The 15,931-nt window shown below is 39.1% G+C and carries 13 protein-coding genes and 1 other annotated feature; of the genes, 7 read left to right on the top strand and 6 right to left on the bottom strand.

Annotated features, from left to right (window positions below; translation table 11 throughout):
- Nucleotides 1-53: 53 nt before the first annotated feature.
- On the bottom strand, nt 54-1,277 hold the full coding sequence (locus AC6IWN_RS15395) for an SH3 domain-containing protein (RefSeq protein ID WP_497988464.1): 1,224 nt from the start codon (nt 1,275-1,277) through the stop codon (nt 54-56).
- Between the two features lie 410 nt (nt 1,278-1,687).
- Between AC6IWN_RS15395 and AC6IWN_RS15390 the strand changes: the two genes are divergently transcribed.
- Nucleotides 1,688-2,908 carry a 6-phosphofructokinase gene (locus tag AC6IWN_RS15390; RefSeq protein ID WP_497988462.1) on the top strand — a complete coding sequence of 407 codons (1,221 nt, stop codon included), beginning with the start codon at nt 1,688-1,690 and terminating at the stop codon, nt 2,906-2,908.
- A 97-nt stretch (nt 2,909-3,005) separates the two neighbouring features.
- On the opposite strand, the gene AC6IWN_RS15385 is transcribed toward AC6IWN_RS15390, so the two are convergent.
- From AC6IWN_RS15385 to AC6IWN_RS15370, 4 genes are all read right to left on the bottom strand, one after another.
- Nucleotides 3,006-3,722 (bottom strand): lysophospholipid acyltransferase family protein, encoded by a 717-nt coding sequence (locus AC6IWN_RS15385; RefSeq protein ID WP_497988461.1) that lies wholly within the window; start codon nt 3,720-3,722, stop codon nt 3,006-3,008.
- 66 nt (nt 3,723-3,788) lie between these two features.
- Nucleotides 3,789-4,913, bottom strand: coding sequence for an RNA polymerase sigma factor RpoD (gene rpoD / locus AC6IWN_RS15380; protein ID WP_497988459.1), 1,125 nt, complete (start codon nt 4,911-4,913; stop codon nt 3,789-3,791).
- Between the two features lie 340 nt (nt 4,914-5,253).
- Nucleotides 5,254-6,627, bottom strand: coding sequence for a TrpB-like pyridoxal phosphate-dependent enzyme (locus AC6IWN_RS15375; RefSeq protein WP_497992215.1), 1,374 nt, complete (start codon nt 6,625-6,627; stop codon nt 5,254-5,256).
- An 83-nt stretch (nt 6,628-6,710) separates the two neighbouring features.
- Nucleotides 6,711-6,965, bottom strand: a binding site (T-box leader).
- 178 nt (nt 6,966-7,143) lie between these two features.
- Entirely contained in the window at nt 7,144-8,124 is a 981-nt protein-coding gene (locus tag AC6IWN_RS15370) for a helix-turn-helix transcriptional regulator (RefSeq protein WP_497988457.1), read from the bottom strand.
- A 285-nt stretch (nt 8,125-8,409) separates the two neighbouring features.
- Between AC6IWN_RS15370 and rpsL the strand changes: the two genes are divergently transcribed.
- The 4 genes from rpsL (at nt 8,410) to tuf (ending at nt 13,275) form a co-directional block, all read left to right on the top strand.
- Nucleotides 8,410-8,832, top strand: a complete 423-nt coding sequence (gene rpsL / locus AC6IWN_RS15365; protein WP_497988455.1) for a 30S ribosomal protein S12 — start codon at nt 8,410-8,412, stop codon at nt 8,830-8,832.
- A 298-nt stretch (nt 8,833-9,130) separates the two neighbouring features.
- Complete coding sequence (gene rpsG / locus AC6IWN_RS15360; RefSeq protein WP_497988453.1) at nt 9,131-9,601, top strand: 30S ribosomal protein S7; 471 nt, start codon at nt 9,131-9,133, stop codon at nt 9,599-9,601.
- A gap of 172 nt (nt 9,602-9,773) precedes the next feature.
- A complete protein-coding gene (fusA, locus tag AC6IWN_RS15355; RefSeq protein WP_497988451.1) occupies nt 9,774-11,891 on the top strand; it encodes an elongation factor G in 2,118 nt (705 codons plus the stop codon).
- A gap of 190 nt (nt 11,892-12,081) precedes the next feature.
- Nucleotides 12,082-13,275 (top strand): elongation factor Tu, encoded by a 1,194-nt coding sequence (gene tuf / locus AC6IWN_RS15350; protein WP_497988449.1) that lies wholly within the window; start codon nt 12,082-12,084, stop codon nt 13,273-13,275.
- Nucleotides 13,276-13,429: 154 nt separating this feature from the next.
- On the opposite strand, the gene AC6IWN_RS15345 is transcribed toward tuf, so the two are convergent.
- A complete protein-coding gene (locus tag AC6IWN_RS15345; protein ID WP_497988447.1) occupies nt 13,430-13,870 on the bottom strand; it encodes a helix-turn-helix domain-containing protein in 441 nt (146 codons plus the stop codon).
- A gap of 331 nt (nt 13,871-14,201) precedes the next feature.
- Here AC6IWN_RS15345 and AC6IWN_RS15340 point away from each other — a divergent pair, with 331 nt between their 5' ends.
- Together AC6IWN_RS15340 and AC6IWN_RS15335 are read left to right on the top strand one after the other, a co-directional pair.
- Nucleotides 14,202-14,396, top strand: coding sequence for a DNA-binding protein (locus AC6IWN_RS15340; RefSeq protein WP_497988445.1), 195 nt, complete (start codon nt 14,202-14,204; stop codon nt 14,394-14,396).
- Nucleotides 14,397-14,498: 102 nt separating this feature from the next.
- Nucleotides 14,499-15,614, top strand: coding sequence for a site-specific integrase (locus AC6IWN_RS15335; RefSeq protein WP_497988443.1), 1,116 nt, complete (start codon nt 14,499-14,501; stop codon nt 15,612-15,614).
- Nucleotides 15,615-15,931 lie beyond the last annotated feature (317 nt).

Genomic DNA, 15,931 nt, shown 5'->3' with positions numbered 1-15,931 from the left:
TATAGTCCTATTAAACTGGAAAATCAATACAAATGGATTTGTTTGGGTATCGTTTACCAGAACATTAAGCCACCCAGTTTTACAGCACTTTGTTTCTTATCATAACCTTTTTGTACTGCTGCACCATAGGAGTGAAAGTATCTGCGATTACCAATGTTATTGGTACCGTTCAGAGCATCTTTTGCTGCCTTGATGGATAAAAGTTCCGCTTGACTATCAAACTGTCCATAGCGATCTAACTGTTTTTGTAATGATCCACTTTTTGCAACGGAAAACTGCCCCGGTGAATAAATAATTGCTTTAAAAGAGGAGTGAGAGGATTTTACTCGATTCAATACTACATTAGCAACTGCTATTTTGCATTCATAGCTTTGATGACCGGCCTCTGCTTGAATTAAGCATGCAAGTAATTTCAAATCATCGTTTGTATAATTTATTCCGGAGCCATGCTTAATCTCTGTTTCCTTTTTCAGGCGCTTTTCTGCTTTGATCTGTTTGATCTTTTCCTCTTCCTGATTTGATACTGCATCTTTAAATTCTGCCTCAAGTTCAACAAATTCTTTTTTAACAAATCCATTGGACTTTTCATCCGGAAGATCAATCTTTACCCAATCGCCTTTGATACTTAATACCGGGTAGGTTTCATCCTGATATATTGTTGTGATTTTCTTCGAATCCATTCCGGCTTCTGCTCTGACATTTAAGCCGTCTACATTAACACGGGCGGTCGGTGTTCCGTATTTGTTGATTAAGGTGGCATCGCTCAACCCTGTTTTTAATAATTCACACTTTACATATCCTTTTACACTGCCGGATTCTACATAATACCAACCGTCTTTGGTTTTAAGGATTTTCGCCGCGCTGTTGCGATATAGTTTACCAAGGCTTGCGCTATTTGTAGAGGGCTTTTTGCGGATATTTACGTAATCCTTAGCGGTAGAGATTCCGATATTCGCATATTTTGGCTTAGGTGCTTCTGTTGCTTTGGGAGTAGGGGATGGTGTCGGTGATGCGGTTGGGGCTACAGTTACATTAGCTGCCGGAGATGTTGTTACCGAAGGTATAGTGGTTGCAACATTATCATTTGAAAAAGATTGAATTTTCATACTTTGAGTTCTGTCTGAGGTGTTGCTTGTTGTCGCGGATACAACTTTATCGGATACGGTTGCTTTGTTCTTGTTTTTATGAATTGGGGCTTGTATATCAAAAATTGCAGTCAAGCTAAATACGGTCATAAATACGAACATCGATATAAGGTATAATTTTTTATTTTTCAATCTAATCACCTTCTTACAGTTGTTATAGGATTGCACAAGCTATTATATCGGAAATTATATGCGAAATCAACTATTTTAAGGTTAAAAAGGAAATAATATACAAATGATGAATCAAGAATCAAAGGAAATATGTATAATCTGTATAAATGATACAGAATCAACCAGAAATAAACAAATTTTGCGATGTACATAATGAATAAATAGTGAACCGAAATGATAAGAATTAGTTTACTCGCTAAAATAAAAGCCACAGGCGGTTTGAAGGGCTCCAACGCATTGACGAGGCTTTGAGCAATATGATATACTGCACGAGGTTTAAAGGAAAATAATGATTGGTAACCCAAGTTCATCTAAGAAGTGGAAAAACGAAGTTTCTTATTAGTGTATAAATAATTAAAAGGGAGATGTTTATGACAAATTTACTGGTGGCTCAGTCCGGTGGTCCAACTACAGCAATTAATGCAACATTAGTGGGAGTAATAAGGGCAGCAAGCCTTAATGATAAGATTGATAGGGTATATGGATCAAAAAATGGGATTGAAGGGGTTTTAAGTGAGCATCTGATTGATTTAGGAACGGTGATGACAGACACGACGTCACAAAAAGAATTAATACATACCCCATCATCAGCATTAGGAACCTGTCGATATAAAATGAAAAGCTATGAGGAAGACGAAGAACAGTATGAAGAGATCGTTCGAGTTTTTAATAAATATAAAATAAAGTATTTTATCTACATAGGTGGCAATGATTCAATGGATACGGTTGATAAGCTTTCTAAGTATTGTAGAATGAAAAATTATGATATCGTTATCACAGGAGCACCAAAGACGATAGATAATGATCTGTCATTAACGGATCACTGCCCCGGGTTTGGTTCAGCAGCAAAATATATCGCGACAACCGTAGGTGAATTGGCTTGTGATATTGGAGCCTATGATATTCCTGCGGTAACCATCGTTGAAGTAATGGGTCGAAATGCAGGGTGGCTCACAGCCAGTGCGGCGCTGGCAAAACTAAATGGGGGAGCTGGTGCAGACATGATCTATCTGTGTGAAGTAGAATTTGATCCACAGAGATTTATTCATGACTTACGTAATAAGCTCGAAGTAAAACCGGATATTCTTGTAGTAGTAAGTGAGGGGATTAAAGACAGTGAAGGGCGTTACATCTCAGAGGGAGAAACAGGCAGTTTAGTCGATTGCTTTGGGCATAAACAAATAGCAGGAGCTGCGCGCGTATTAGAGCAATTAGTACAAAGAGAGATAGGTTGTAAGGTTCGATCAATTGAACTGAACCTAATGCAACGTGCCGCAGCACATATCGCCAGTGAAACAGATATTAAGGAATCACTCATGCTTGGACAGAAAGCTTTTATGTGTGCTGTGGAAGGAAGAACGGGAATAATGTCCTCCATCACAAGAGTGAGTGACAATCCGTATCAGGTAGAATATGTTTCGGTTTCGGTAAGTGAAGTGGCAAATAAAGAAAAAAAGGTACCGCTTGAATGGGTAGCTCCAAATGGTTATGATATTACCGATGAATTTGTTGCATATCTGAAGCCTCTCATTCAAGGAGAAGTGAATATCAACTATAAAAATGGGATACCGGTAAAAAGAGCACTTTATTAAGAAAGACAAAATAAAAGGATTACAAACAGGTTTTCACCGGCGGGTTGGAAGTTTCTCTTCTAAATCGCAGGGTGACTGTTTGTAATCCTTGTTTTATTTACGATTGAACTGTGTTTTCCTGAATGGTTTTTTGAATTCTTGCAGAAACCAATTCAGCAATTTCAGTTGATTTTAAATTCTTATACTCTTCATAATATATTGGCTTCATATAATGAATATGAACGGTAAGTTTCTTAATTGAACTTGTATCAAAGGCTTTGAAGGAATCAATTAAGGCTACTGGTACGATTGGGCATTTTGCATTAATAGCGCTTTTAAAGGTTCCACCTTTAAACTCAAGCAGTTGATTGCCCTTTCTGGAGCGTGTCCCCTCCGCGAATATAACGAAGTTCTCGCCCTCCTTCACCCGACGGGTCATATTCATAATGACCTGCATCGATTGTCGGATATCCTCGCGATTAATTACTTCGGATTGTATAAGTCGGAACACCTGTTTTAATAGGATGATATTACTGACTTCCTTTTTAACGACTGTAGTAAATGGTCGTTCATGTGTCTCGAGCATAGATAATACATCAAATAATCCTTGATGGTTGGGAAACATGATATAACCGTTTTCCGTTGGTAAATTCTCCAAGCCATGACAGTCAATCGTGACTCTACCACGACGGTTGACTTTAGTAGTTAGTTTGTGCAGGTAACCATAACGGGTTTCTCTATCATATTTTTCGATATTACCTAATTGAGAAATACGGATGAAGTAAAATGGTAACTGGAAAATACTGCGAATTACCATTAACAGAATACGTTTCATATGTGTTTCCTTTCAAGCGGACTGTATATATGCTTATGGTATGTAGTTTACAATAAAATAATCCAACTAGATTACTTCGTAACCCTTTAGCATCTTGGCACGACTCGGATGTCTTAACTTTCTTAATGCTTTCGCTTCAATTTGACGAATTCGTTCTCTGGTAACATTAAATTCCTTGCCTACCTCCTCGAGAGTTCGGCTGCGTCCATCCTTTAACCCAAATCTTAAAATGAGTACCCTTTGTTCACGGTCGGTTAAGGTATCCAGCAAACGTGTAATCTGATCCTTTAATATTGAATAAGAAGCAGCGTCTTCAGGACCCATCACTGAATCATCGCGTATGAAGTCACCAAGATGGCTGTCATCCTCTTCACCGATTGGCGTATCTAAGGAGATAGGATCAGCAGAAACCTTTAGGATATCCCTTACTTTTTCTATCGGCATATTCATTGCATCGGCAAGTTCCTGTTCAGAGGGTTCCCTTCCTAATTCCTGCAATAAATTTCTTGATACACGATAGGTCTTATTAATAACTTCTGACATATGTACCGGAATACGAATGGTTCTAGACTGATCAGCAATGGAACGCGTAATTGCCTGTCGAATCCACCAGGTAGCATAAGTACTGAATTTATATCCCTTTGTATAATCAAATTTTTCAACGGCTTTAATTAACCCTAAGTTTCCCTCTTGAATTAAATCTAAGAAGGATAATCCTCTGCCGACATAACGCTTTGCTATGCTGACAACAAGACGAAGATTGGACTCGGCAAGTAGTTGCTTTGCTCCTTCATCACCCACTTCAATCTTTTTGGCTAGTTCAATCTCATCAGCCATAGTAAGCAGCGGATAATTACCAATTTCTTTCAGGTATAAATGAACCGGGTCGTCTGACATAGAATGGGAGGTATGGGTCAGTGCTTCAATTTCGGATTGTGCTTCCTCAATATCGTCTTCTAGTTCCAAAAGAACGTCTTTGCTAGGTTCGTCTTCATCACCTATATTTAATACTACAATATTATTCGCTTCCAGCTTTTCATATATCTTATCAATTTGATTGTTGTCCAAATTTAACTCGCCAATTAGGGCGTTGATTTTATCGGCTTCTATTACGCCTTTTTGCTTATTCGCATATTCAATCAGTTCCCTGAATTTATCCTCTAATACATCATGATTAGATTGATCGTTCATTACACTTCCTCCATCCTCGGACTAAAAAATAGCACTAGCCAGTATTATATCATATTAAGGACAAGTTGGAAACATGAAAAAATAAAATTGTTGGAAAATGGGAGTTGGAGTCGCATCTTATCATTTGTGGGAGGTGTAAATAGAATTAACCTGGCGAGGGCAAGGGGCTTTTGGTGGTGGTGTTAAGGAAATGAGGTTATATTACCTCACACACAGGTTGGAAGACACTTATTTGATTTTGTAATATCAAACAAGCCTCTTCCAAACAGTGCATTATGGTAATATAACCTCATTTCTATAGATTTACGTATAGTTGAAAGCCCCTTCCCGTCGCCAGGTGCTATTCTACCTTTGGTAGCTCATCAAATCCCTTTTGCAGATCTGCGTCAGTTGGGATGTAATCGTTCATGCTTCCGTTCATATAAGCGTTATAAGCGGTCATATCAAAATATCCGGTTCCGGTGAGACCGAAGAGAATGGTTTTTGCTTCGCCGGTTTCCTTGCATTTTAATGCTTCTTGGATGGCAGCGTGGATTGCATGGGAGGATTCCGGTGCGGGAAGAATCGTTTCCTGCTTTGCAAAGAATACAGCGGATTCAAATACCTTTGTCTGCTCAACCGCAATCGCTTCCATATAACCATCATGATATAGCTTGGATAAGATTGGTGACATTCCATGATATCTTAAGCCGCCTGCGTGGTTCGCGGAGGGCATAAAGCTGCTTCCGAGGGTATACATTTTTGCAAGAGGAGTAACTCTGCCGGTATCGCAGAAGTCATATGCGTATTTACCTCTGGTGAAGGAGGGACAGGATGCAGGTTCTACCGCAACGATTCTTGGGTTTGCCTTACCTAAGATCTTATCCTGCATAAACGGTGCGATTAAGCCGCCAAGATTGGAGCCGCCTCCTGCACATCCGATTACGATATCAGGGTATTCATCAAGCAACTCCATCGCAATCTTTGATTCTAAGCCGATAATTGATTGATGCAATAATACCTGGTTTAATACGGAGCCAAGTACATAACGATAACCGGGGTTGGACACTGCCTTTTCAACTGCCTCGGAGATGGCGCAGCCAAGGCTGCCACCAGTGGTCGGGTCTTTTTCGAGAATCATCCTACCTACCTGTGTTGTATCACTTGGGCTTGGAATGATCTCTGCATCAAAGGTCTGCATAACGGATTTACGGAAAGGCTTTTGCTCATAGGATACCTTAACCATGAATACGGTTAGCGGTAAATTATAATAGGAACAAGCCTCGGAAAGAGCGGTTCCCCATTGTCCGGCTCCGGTTTCTGTGGTGAGGCCGGTAAGACCCTGCTCCTTTGCATAATAAGCCTGAGCGATAGCGGAGTTGAGCTTATGGCTACCGGAGGTGTTATTACCTTCGAATTTGTAATAGATTTTCGCCGGAGTTCCCAGTGCTTTCTCTAGATTATAAGCGCGGATAAGCGGAGACGGACGATACATCTTGTAAAAGTCCTGAATTTCCTCCGGAATATCGATGTAACGAGTCGTGTTATCCATCTCTTGCTGAGCAAGCTTTTCACAGAATACAGGGTATAATTCCTCAACCGTCGCCGGTTTTAGAGTGCCTGGATTTAAAAGCGGGTCAGGTAATTCTTTCATGTCTGCTCTCAGATTGTACCATTGCTTTGGCATCTGATCCTCTGTTAGATAAAGTCTGTGTGGAATTTTCTTTGCCATAATGCTTCTCCTCTTTTCGTTTAAATTTATAACAGCGTTTTCTGCCATAAGCAGATAAATAAAAAAAGCTCTTGTCTCAGTATCACTACTGGGACAAAAGCTAATATACGCTTCTGCGGTACCACCCGGTTTGGTGCAATGCACCCACTTCATTCATATACATCCATATATGCTCCCTTGTTAACGGTTGGAGTTTCCGTCAGGCATTACTAAACAGCAAAGCTGTCGTTCTTCCCGCCCTCGTAAGTCCATTCAACACCATGTTATTACCGCGATTCCACCTGTTCGCAGCTCTCTGGAAATAATCAGCGATGTTTACTCTTCTTACTCATCGGTTTTGGTTATATACAATTTATTCAAGTAAAGTAATAAATTAACACTAGTATATAAGGGTAGTAAGAAAATGTCAACTGACATTTTCAACACATAATTTACGATAAATATGTAAATTTTCACGAAAAAATAATTACTGTAAGATGGATTCCTAAACTAAGGTTATAGGTTATTATCATTAAGACTTTAATTGTACAAATTAAATGCCCTAATAAATTCCGCTTTGATTTTGTCCTTCAGATGAGGAGGGTTTATAACCTTTACACCGGAACCGAACTGCATAATCCAACGAAGCAGTTCTTCTGTTATGGCAGTAGTGCGATGAAAGGATATCCCATTCTCAGTAGGATGGATTTCATCTGCGAGATCAGCTTCATATTCCTTGACGTATTTGGCAGTATTTCCGGTGAATTCAAGAACAATTGGCTCATTCTCTTTGCCAGACAAATGAATGAACTTATTGCGTGCCCGCTGCAGATAATATTCTTCCGGAATCTCAAAGGAGTCCTCAAGCAGGGAGATATCTTGAATACGGGATACACGAAAATCCCTGAGATCATTACGAAGTTCGCAGTGTCCAACTACATTCAGAGCGCCGTCATTGATTAGAAGTTCATAAGGACGGATGGTGCGCGTGGTATCCTCGTCCTGACCAAAGCTATGATAGGTAATCCTGACCTTGTTCTTGTTGCGAATTGCTGTTTGAAGTTGTTCTTCAAAAATCGGGTTGACCTCATCCGTAATATAGTCGTTGGTATTGATGGATACAAAGCCACTAAAATGCTTGATGAATTCCCGATTTAAATTCGTTGTATTATCGATCAGTTTGTGAATCAATTCCTGAGAGGATTTGCCCATAGCCATATTCTGATAGGGCTTTAATAATTCGAGTAGGAAAGCAAGGGAAACCAATTCTGGTGATGTGAAAGTGATATCCCTAAGACGAAACTTGTCCGCAGTATAATAGGTCTTACCGCCACGTTCTTCTTCCGATATAAAACAGATACCGGATAAGCTATCGATATCCCTGCCAATTGTTTTCTTGTCCACAATTACATCCCATTTTTCAAGTGATGCGTGAATGTCGTTAATTGTATAACCTCGCTTGTTTTCAGAAAGCAGTAATAGTATGAAAATCTGCCTCTCTGTTTGTGCCATATCCTTCATTGATATCCCCCTGAACTGAATAGTTTCTTCATATATAATAAGAAAGGTTTTTAAAATTTTTCAAATTATCAATATTTTACTATAAAAGACAAATAGATTCAAGTGAAAACCAAAAAAGCCCTTGACAATTTAAATGCATGAACGTATAATCATAAAGCATGCAATTTTCTGCATGTTATGTATTATTTGTATGCTTTTTGTTGATGCTTATATAGTGTGATAAAAAGACTGAAAACCACAGAATCTAGATGCATATTTACTAATATTTCAGGAGGTGAAAAATTAATGCCCACATTTAACCAGTTAGTAAGAAAAGGTAGAAAGACTATTGAGACTAAGTCAACTTCTCCTGCTTTACAAAAAGGATTTAACTCCTTAAACAAAAAGCAGACTGACATCTCCGCTCCTCAGAAGAGAGGTGTTTGTACAGCAGTTAGAACAGCAACTCCTAAGAAGCCTAACTCAGCGCTTCGTAAGATTGCCAGAGTACGTCTTTCCAACGGAATCGAAGTAACAAGCTATATCCCAGGTGAAGGTCACAACCTTCAGGAGCATAGCGTTGTTCTGATCAGAGGTGGTAGAGTAAAGGATTTACCTGGTACTCGTTACCATATCATCAGAGGTACACTCGATACAGCAGGTGTAGCTAAGAGAAGACAGGCACGTTCTAAGTACGGTGCTAAGAGACCTAAGGAAGCAAAGAAATAATTTACTAATTGACAAGTGATTAGAATATAATTCACTTGCGAAACTGTTAAGTGCCGGATTAATTTTTTATTCATGACAACACAATTTTTCGCTAAGCGTGAAATTTGTTGTATCCGCTTTATTTATATCATCTGTGGTGTATGGGTTAAAGCGATTGTTATTACAATATGGAGAATTAAGTTACTCTGAGCACGAACACAAGCAATCGAATAAATGTTTTGTTTATTCATTTGTGAGTACCGTAGAATTAATGACTAACGAATTTAATTCGTTAAGATTTGTTAAGGAGGGAAGAACCGTGCCTAGAAAAGGACATATACAAAGAAGAGATGTGTTAGTTGATCCTTTATACAACAATAAAGTTGTTACAAAGTTAGTTAACAACATCATGTTAGACGGTAAGAAGGGTACAGCCCAGAAGATCGTATACGGCGCTTTTGATAAGGTAGCCGCTAAAACAGGTAAGGATGCTGTTGAGGTGTTCGAAGAAGCTATGAACAACATTATGCCTGTTCTTGAAGTTAAAGCTAGACGTATTGGTGGTGCAACATACCAGGTACCGATCGAGGTTAGACCGGAGAGAAGACAAACACTTGCACTTCGTTGGATGACAATGTTTTCTCGTAAAAGAGGCGAGAAGACAATGCAGGATAGACTTGCAAACGAAATTATGGACGCTGCTAACAATACTGGCGCATCCGTAAAAAGAAAAGAAGATATGCATAAAATGGCAGACGCGAATAAGGCATTTGCACATTACAGATGGTAAGATAAATTACCTTAGCATATTCTTTTTTGAAGGAAACATGATACTTGAGAATATATTTATCATTCTTTCATACAAGAGGAATTTCATACAATATGAGGAATGTGAAGCGGCTCGCTGCTTCGCATAATCAATAATGATAATTCACTTGTCATAATTTAAGGAGGAATTATCCTTGGCAGGAAGAGAATATCCGTTAGAGAGAACTAGAAATATCGGTATTATGGCTCACATCGATGCGGGTAAGACAACACTTACCGAACGTATCCTGTACTATACCGGTGTTAACTACAAGATTGGTGATACTCACGAAGGTACTGCAACCATGGACTGGATGGAGCAGGAACAAGAACGTGGTATAACAATCACATCAGCGGCGACAACATGTCACTGGACTCAAGAATTCGAGCATAAGAAGATTCCCGGCGCTTTAGAGCATCGTGTCAATATCATCGATACTCCCGGACACGTAGACTTCACTGTAGAAGTTGAACGTTCCTTACGTGTACTTGATAGTGCTGTCGGCGTATTCTGTGCAAAGGGTGGTGTTGAGCCTCAGTCCGAGACTGTATGGCGTCAGGCTGACAAATACAACGTACCGAGAATGGCATTTGTTAATAAAATGGACATTTCCGGTGCTGACTTCTTCAATGTTGTTAGTATGATCAAATCCAGATTAGGTAAGAATCCAGTTCCATTGCAGTTACCTATCGGTAAAGAAGATACTTTCAAGGGTGTCATTGATTTATTCGAGATGAAAGCTTACTATTATATCGATGATAAGGGTGAGCAGATCGAGATCAAAGAGATCCCTGATGATATGAAAGATCAAGCAGAGGAATACAGAAATGCTATGATCGAGTCTATCTGCGAGACAGATGACGAATTAATTGAAAAATTCTTAGATGGTGAAGAACCTACTACAGAAGAATTAAAAGCAGCTTTAAGAAGAGCTACAATCAGAACTGAGATTATTCCTGTTCTTTGTGGTTCTGCATATAGAAATAAAGGTGTTCAGAAATTACTTGATGCCGTTCTTGAATTTTTACCAGCTCCTACAGATATCCCTGATATTAAAGGTGTCGATGAGGATGGTAATGAAGTTCACAGAAAGTCTTCTGATGATGAACCTTTCGCAGCATTAGCATTTAAGATTATGGCCGATCCTTTCGTAGGTAAGCTTGCATTCTTTAGAGTTTATTCTGGTACCATTAACTCTGGTTCCTATGTATTAAACTCAACAAAGAATAAAAAAGAGCGTATTGGACGTATTCTTCAGATGCATGCGAATAAAAGAGAAGATCTTGATAAGGTTTACTCTGGTGACATCGCAGCGGCTGTAGGATTTAAAAATACTACAACTGGTGATACTATTTGTGATGAAAAACACCCTGTTATTCTTGAATCTATGGTATTCCCTGAACCTGTTATCCATGTAGCTATTGAGCCTAAGACAAAAGCTGGTCAGGATAAGATGGGTGAAGCTTTATCAAAGCTTGCAGAAGAAGATCCTACATTCAAGGCTTATACCGATGAAGAAACAGGCCAAACGATTATCGCTGGTATGGGTGAGCTTCACCTTGAGATTATCGTTGACAGACTTCTTCGTGAGTATAAAGTAGAAGCTAACGTTGGTGCTCCTCAGGTAGCATACAAAGAAAGCTTTACTAAGACTGTTGAAATCGATAGTAAATATGCGAAACAGTCTGGTGGTCGTGGTCAGTACGGTCATTGTAAGGTTCGTTTTGAGCCTATGGATGCGAATGCTGAAAAGACTTACGAATTCGTTAATGCTATTACTGGTGGTTCTATTCCTAAGGAATATATTCCTGCAGTTGATGCAGGTATTCAAGAAGCTACGAAAGCCGGTGTTCTTGGTGGATATCAAGTACTTGGTATCAGAGCTGTATGTTATGACGGTTCTTACCATGAAGTTGACTCCAGTGAAATGGCGTTCAAGATTGCTGGTTCTATGGCATTCAAGGATGCAATGAACAAAGGTGGTTCCGTACTTCTCGAGCCTATCATGAGAGTAGAAGTTACTGTTCCTGAAGATTACATGGGTGATGTTATCGGTGATATCAGCTCCCGTCGTGGTAGAATCGAAGGTACAGAAGACATCAATGGTATTAAGTTAATCAGAGGATTTGTTCCATTGTCCGAAATGTTCGGATATTCCACAACCCTTCGTTCTAAGACACAGGGTCGTGGTGCTTACTCCATGTTCTTCGCTTCCTATGAAGCAGTTCCGAAGAGCGTTCAAGAGAAGGTTTTAGCGAACAAAGGTAAATAATAACTGAAAGCGATGCAATGTGAATCGGTAACACGATTCACTTGGATCGCATAAGTAATAAAAAATTGTTATATCCGCTGATTCTGCTTGAAAATATTTCACAGTTGAAATATAATTAGGCATATGAGGCAAAAAATAGTACAGAATATTTGCTTATAAGCATAAATTATTTAAAGGAGGACGTTATAAAATGGCTAAAGCTAAATTTAACAGATCAAAACCACATTGTAATATTGGTACAATCGGTCACGTTGACCATGGTAAGACAACTCTTACAGCAGCTATCACAAAGACTCTTCATGAGAGATTAGGTACTGGCGAGGTTATCGCTTTCGACCAGATCGATAAAGCTCCAGAGGAGAAGGCAAGAGGTATCACAATATCAACAGCACACGTTGAGTACGAGTCAAACGCTCGTCACTACGCTCACGTTGACTGCCCAGGACATGCTGACTACGTTAAGAACATGATCACTGGTGCTGCTCAGATGGACGGCGCTATCCTCGTTGTTGCTGCAACTGACGGTGTTATGGCTCAGACTAAAGAGCATATCTTACTTTCCCGTCAGGTTGGTGTACCTTACGTAGTAGTATTCATGAACAAGTGTGATATGGTTGATGATCCTGAACTTCTTGAGTTAGTTGAGATGGAAATCAGAGACTTATTAAACGAGTATGAATTCCCTGGCGATGATACACCTATCATCCAAGGTTCTGCTCTTAAAGCTCTTGAAGATCCTTCATCTTCTTGGGGTGACAAGATTGTTGAATTATTTGAAGCAGTTGATACTTGGATTCCTGATCCTAAGCGTGAAACAGATAAGCCTTTCTTAATGCCTATCGAGGACGTATTCTCAATCACAGGTCGTGGTACTGTTGCTACTGGCCGTGTTGAGCGTGGTGTTCTTCACGTATCTGAGGAAGTTGAAATTGTTGGTATTAAAGAAGAGACACGTAAAGTTGTTGTTACTGGTATCGAAATGTTCCGTAAGCTTCTTGATGAGGCTCAGGCTGGTGATAACATCGGTGCACTTCTTCGTGGTGTTCAGAGAGCAGAAATCGAAAGAGGACAGGTTCTTTGTAAACCAGCTTCAATCACATGCCACAAGAAATTCACAGCTCAGGTTTACGTATTAACTAAAGAAGAAGGTGGACGTCATACTCCTTTCTTCAACAACTACAGACCACAGTTCTATTTCAGAACAACTGACGTTACAGGCGTTTGTAACTTACCTGATGGCGTTGAAATGTGCATGCCTGGCGATAACATCGAGATGAGAATCGAATTAATTCATCCAATCGCTATGGAGCAGGGTCTTGGTTTCGCTATCCGTGAGGGTGGTAGAACAGTAGGTTCCGGTAAGGTTGCTACAATTATTGAATAATTGATACCTAGTATCATAAATTCACCGCAATCCCTTATTCTATGAGGGGTTGCGGTTTTTTAATGTCAAAAAAGAATAGCGAACAAAAAAGCCTTTCTACAAGATGGATTCTTGTGAAAAAGACTCTGTGATACATTTTTGATACACATTTGTGCTATTTTTTGTTATCTGGCCAATTAATCTTCCATTCAAAATATTCTTCTTTGGTAATTGAACCAGAGGCTAATTCTTCTTTTTTCTTCATCCATTCGGATAGAAAATCATCCAACAATGAATAATTGAAACTTACTGCAATATGCTTCTCACCTTTATTCTCTTTGTCATCCACTTCTTGAAGCAGCAAATTATAATGCTCATCTAATTCAAACAGATTGTACATCACATCTTCTGCAGCATAGAGAGTAGGTTCATAAATGGAGCGATAGTTGCAGCCAAGTGCTTTTGACAACGCCTGTACCATGTCGTCCTTTGGAGTACGGTTTCCTATTTCATATTGTCGTATACGAACATCAGACAGACCAACTGCATCCCCAAGTTGAGTTTGAGTCATTTTTCGAAAAATGCGGATTCGTTTTATTCGTTCACCGATAGCCATTTCATAACCTCCGTTCAGTCGTAACTTGTAAATTTGGGCGATAGCACAAATTTACTGTGTGAAGATGCATTTTCTTCACACTGACCTTTTTATTTTGCAATAGTAACTAAAATGCTTCTGTAAGTACAATAACATATAAGTTACTGTATGACAAGAAGAATTTTATAATGCAAATAAATTTTGCAAAAACTTTATCGACAGAAACAATAATGTTACTATATAATCAAATTCACAAGGAGTAACATATAAGTTACTAATAAAAAAGGGAGTTGTAAAGTTAGTAAAGTGATTGAAACCGAAGATACTCACCATATGAAAGGGGAAGGCACACATGAATCAGATGTATTTATCGGCTAGGGAAGTTTCAAGAGAACTCCAGATCGCTGAATCAACAGCCTACGCAATTATACGGGAATGGAATAGCGAGCTAAGTGAGATGGGATATTTCACAAAAGCAGGTAGAATTCCAAAAGCGTATTTTGCAAAGAAGTGCTATGGCTATCAAGAACATGAAAACTGTAGGTAAAAGAGAGATCTTTCATAAGGTAGGGAGTCAGTGCATAATTGGGGACTTCGCTGAACTTCCTACCACTACAAATAGATAGCAAGGGAAAGGAAGGATGGAAAGGTGCCAGCATACAAGGATGAAGAAAGAAACACATGGTATTGCAAATTTAACTATAAGGATTGGAGGGATGATAGTAAGACAAAGTTAAAGCGTGGATTTAAAACAAAGAAGGAGGCTCAGAATTGGGAGAGAGAATTTCTCCAAGTACAGCAAGCAAATCTGGACATGAATATAAAAGCCTTCGTAGAAGTTTATTTTAACGATAAGCGAGGAAGATTGAAAGAAAGAACAGTCATGACAAAGCGAACAATGATTGAGGCAAAGGTGATCCCTGCTTTCAGCAAGTTCCGGATGAATGAAGTAAAACCATCAGACATTCTAAAGTGGCAAAACGAAATGATAGCTATGGGGTATAAGGAAACCTACTTGAGAATGTTACAGAATCAGGTTACAGCAATTTTCAATCATGCAGATCGGTATTATGGATTAAAAGATAATCCATGCAAGAAGATTGAAAAGATGGGAAGATCAAATGCTAAGGAGCTGAACTTCTGGACAAAGAGTGAGTTCGAGTACTTCATTCAAAAATTTGAACGGAGCGAAGAAATGTATAAGGTAGTCTTCGAAATGCTTTTCTGGATGGGCTGCCGAATTGGTGAATTGTTAGCTCTTTATTACGAGGACATCGATTTTAAAACTGGAACTATCTCAATCACAAAGACTTATTACCGAATTGGGAAGAAAGATATAATTACACCACCGAAGACAGAAAGCTCAAATCGTAAAGTGACTATTCCAAAATTTCTACAAGAAGAATTGAAAGAGTATGTATCAAGACTATATGAAGTGGCTCCTAAAGATCGAATTTTTCCAGTAACAGATCGAGCGATACAGCAGAAGCTAAAAAGAAAATCAGAAAAGCTAAAAATTGATGCGATTCGAGTCCATGACCTAAGACATTCCCATGTAGCCCTCTTGATTGAAAAAGGAGTTCAACCCCTGGTAATAGCACAAAGAGTTGGACATGAATCAGTGAATACGACTATGAATGTATATGGTCATCTATATCCAAACAAGCAGAGGCAACTGGCAGATATGTTGAATGCGGAGGCAATGGGAGAAGATGCTGATAAGAAGGGAGATATAAATGTAGACAAAGGTATAGTATTAGAATAAGGAATGCTAAACATAACTGTAAATGGGTTGTGATTAAAATGCTTCTATTGCCTTAGAGATGGGCTATAGGGGCATTTTTTAAAATTATAAAATGCGTGATGGTAAAAAGAACCATGAAATGAGGTTCGTGATGGTGAAATGCACCATCATATGGGGGAAATGACGGTATTTTTTACAGTCATAGTTAAAGGTGTATAGTATGACGAAAATTTTTCGAAAAATTAGTGATGGTATAATGCACCATCAAATCATAGGGTTTGATGGTAAAACGTACCGTCACATGCTCGAAATGATGGTATAATGTACAGTCATGGCGC

This window comes from Variimorphobacter sp. HTMS_6 (assembly GCF_059717775.1).
The sequence above is the reverse complement of the archived record's forward strand: the minus strand, read 5'-3'. Positions and strand labels throughout refer to the sequence as shown.

Excerpts from the sequence above, each read along its gene's own strand:
- AC6IWN_RS15345 (WP_497988447.1), bottom strand. The coding sequence starts at position 13,870 with ATGGCTATCGGTGAACGAATAAAACGAATCCGCATTTTTCGAAAAATG.
- AC6IWN_RS15370 (WP_497988457.1), bottom strand. The coding sequence starts at position 8,124 with ATGAAGGATATGGCACAAACAGAGAGGCAGATTTTCATACTATTACTG.
- AC6IWN_RS15390 (WP_497988462.1), top strand. The coding sequence starts at position 1,688 with ATGACAAATTTACTGGTGGCTCAGTCCGGTGGTCCAACTACAGCAATT.
- rpoD (WP_497988459.1), bottom strand. The coding sequence starts at position 4,913 with ATGAACGATCAATCTAATCATGATGTATTAGAGGATAAATTCAGGGAA.
- AC6IWN_RS15385 (WP_497988461.1), bottom strand. The coding sequence starts at position 3,722 with ATGAAACGTATTCTGTTAATGGTAATTCGCAGTATTTTCCAGTTACCA.
- tuf (WP_497988449.1), top strand. The coding sequence starts at position 12,082 with ATGGCTAAAGCTAAATTTAACAGATCAAAACCACATTGTAATATTGGT.
- rpsL (WP_497988455.1), top strand. The coding sequence starts at position 8,410 with ATGCCCACATTTAACCAGTTAGTAAGAAAAGGTAGAAAGACTATTGAG.
- AC6IWN_RS15340 (WP_497988445.1), top strand. The coding sequence starts at position 14,202 with ATGAATCAGATGTATTTATCGGCTAGGGAAGTTTCAAGAGAACTCCAG.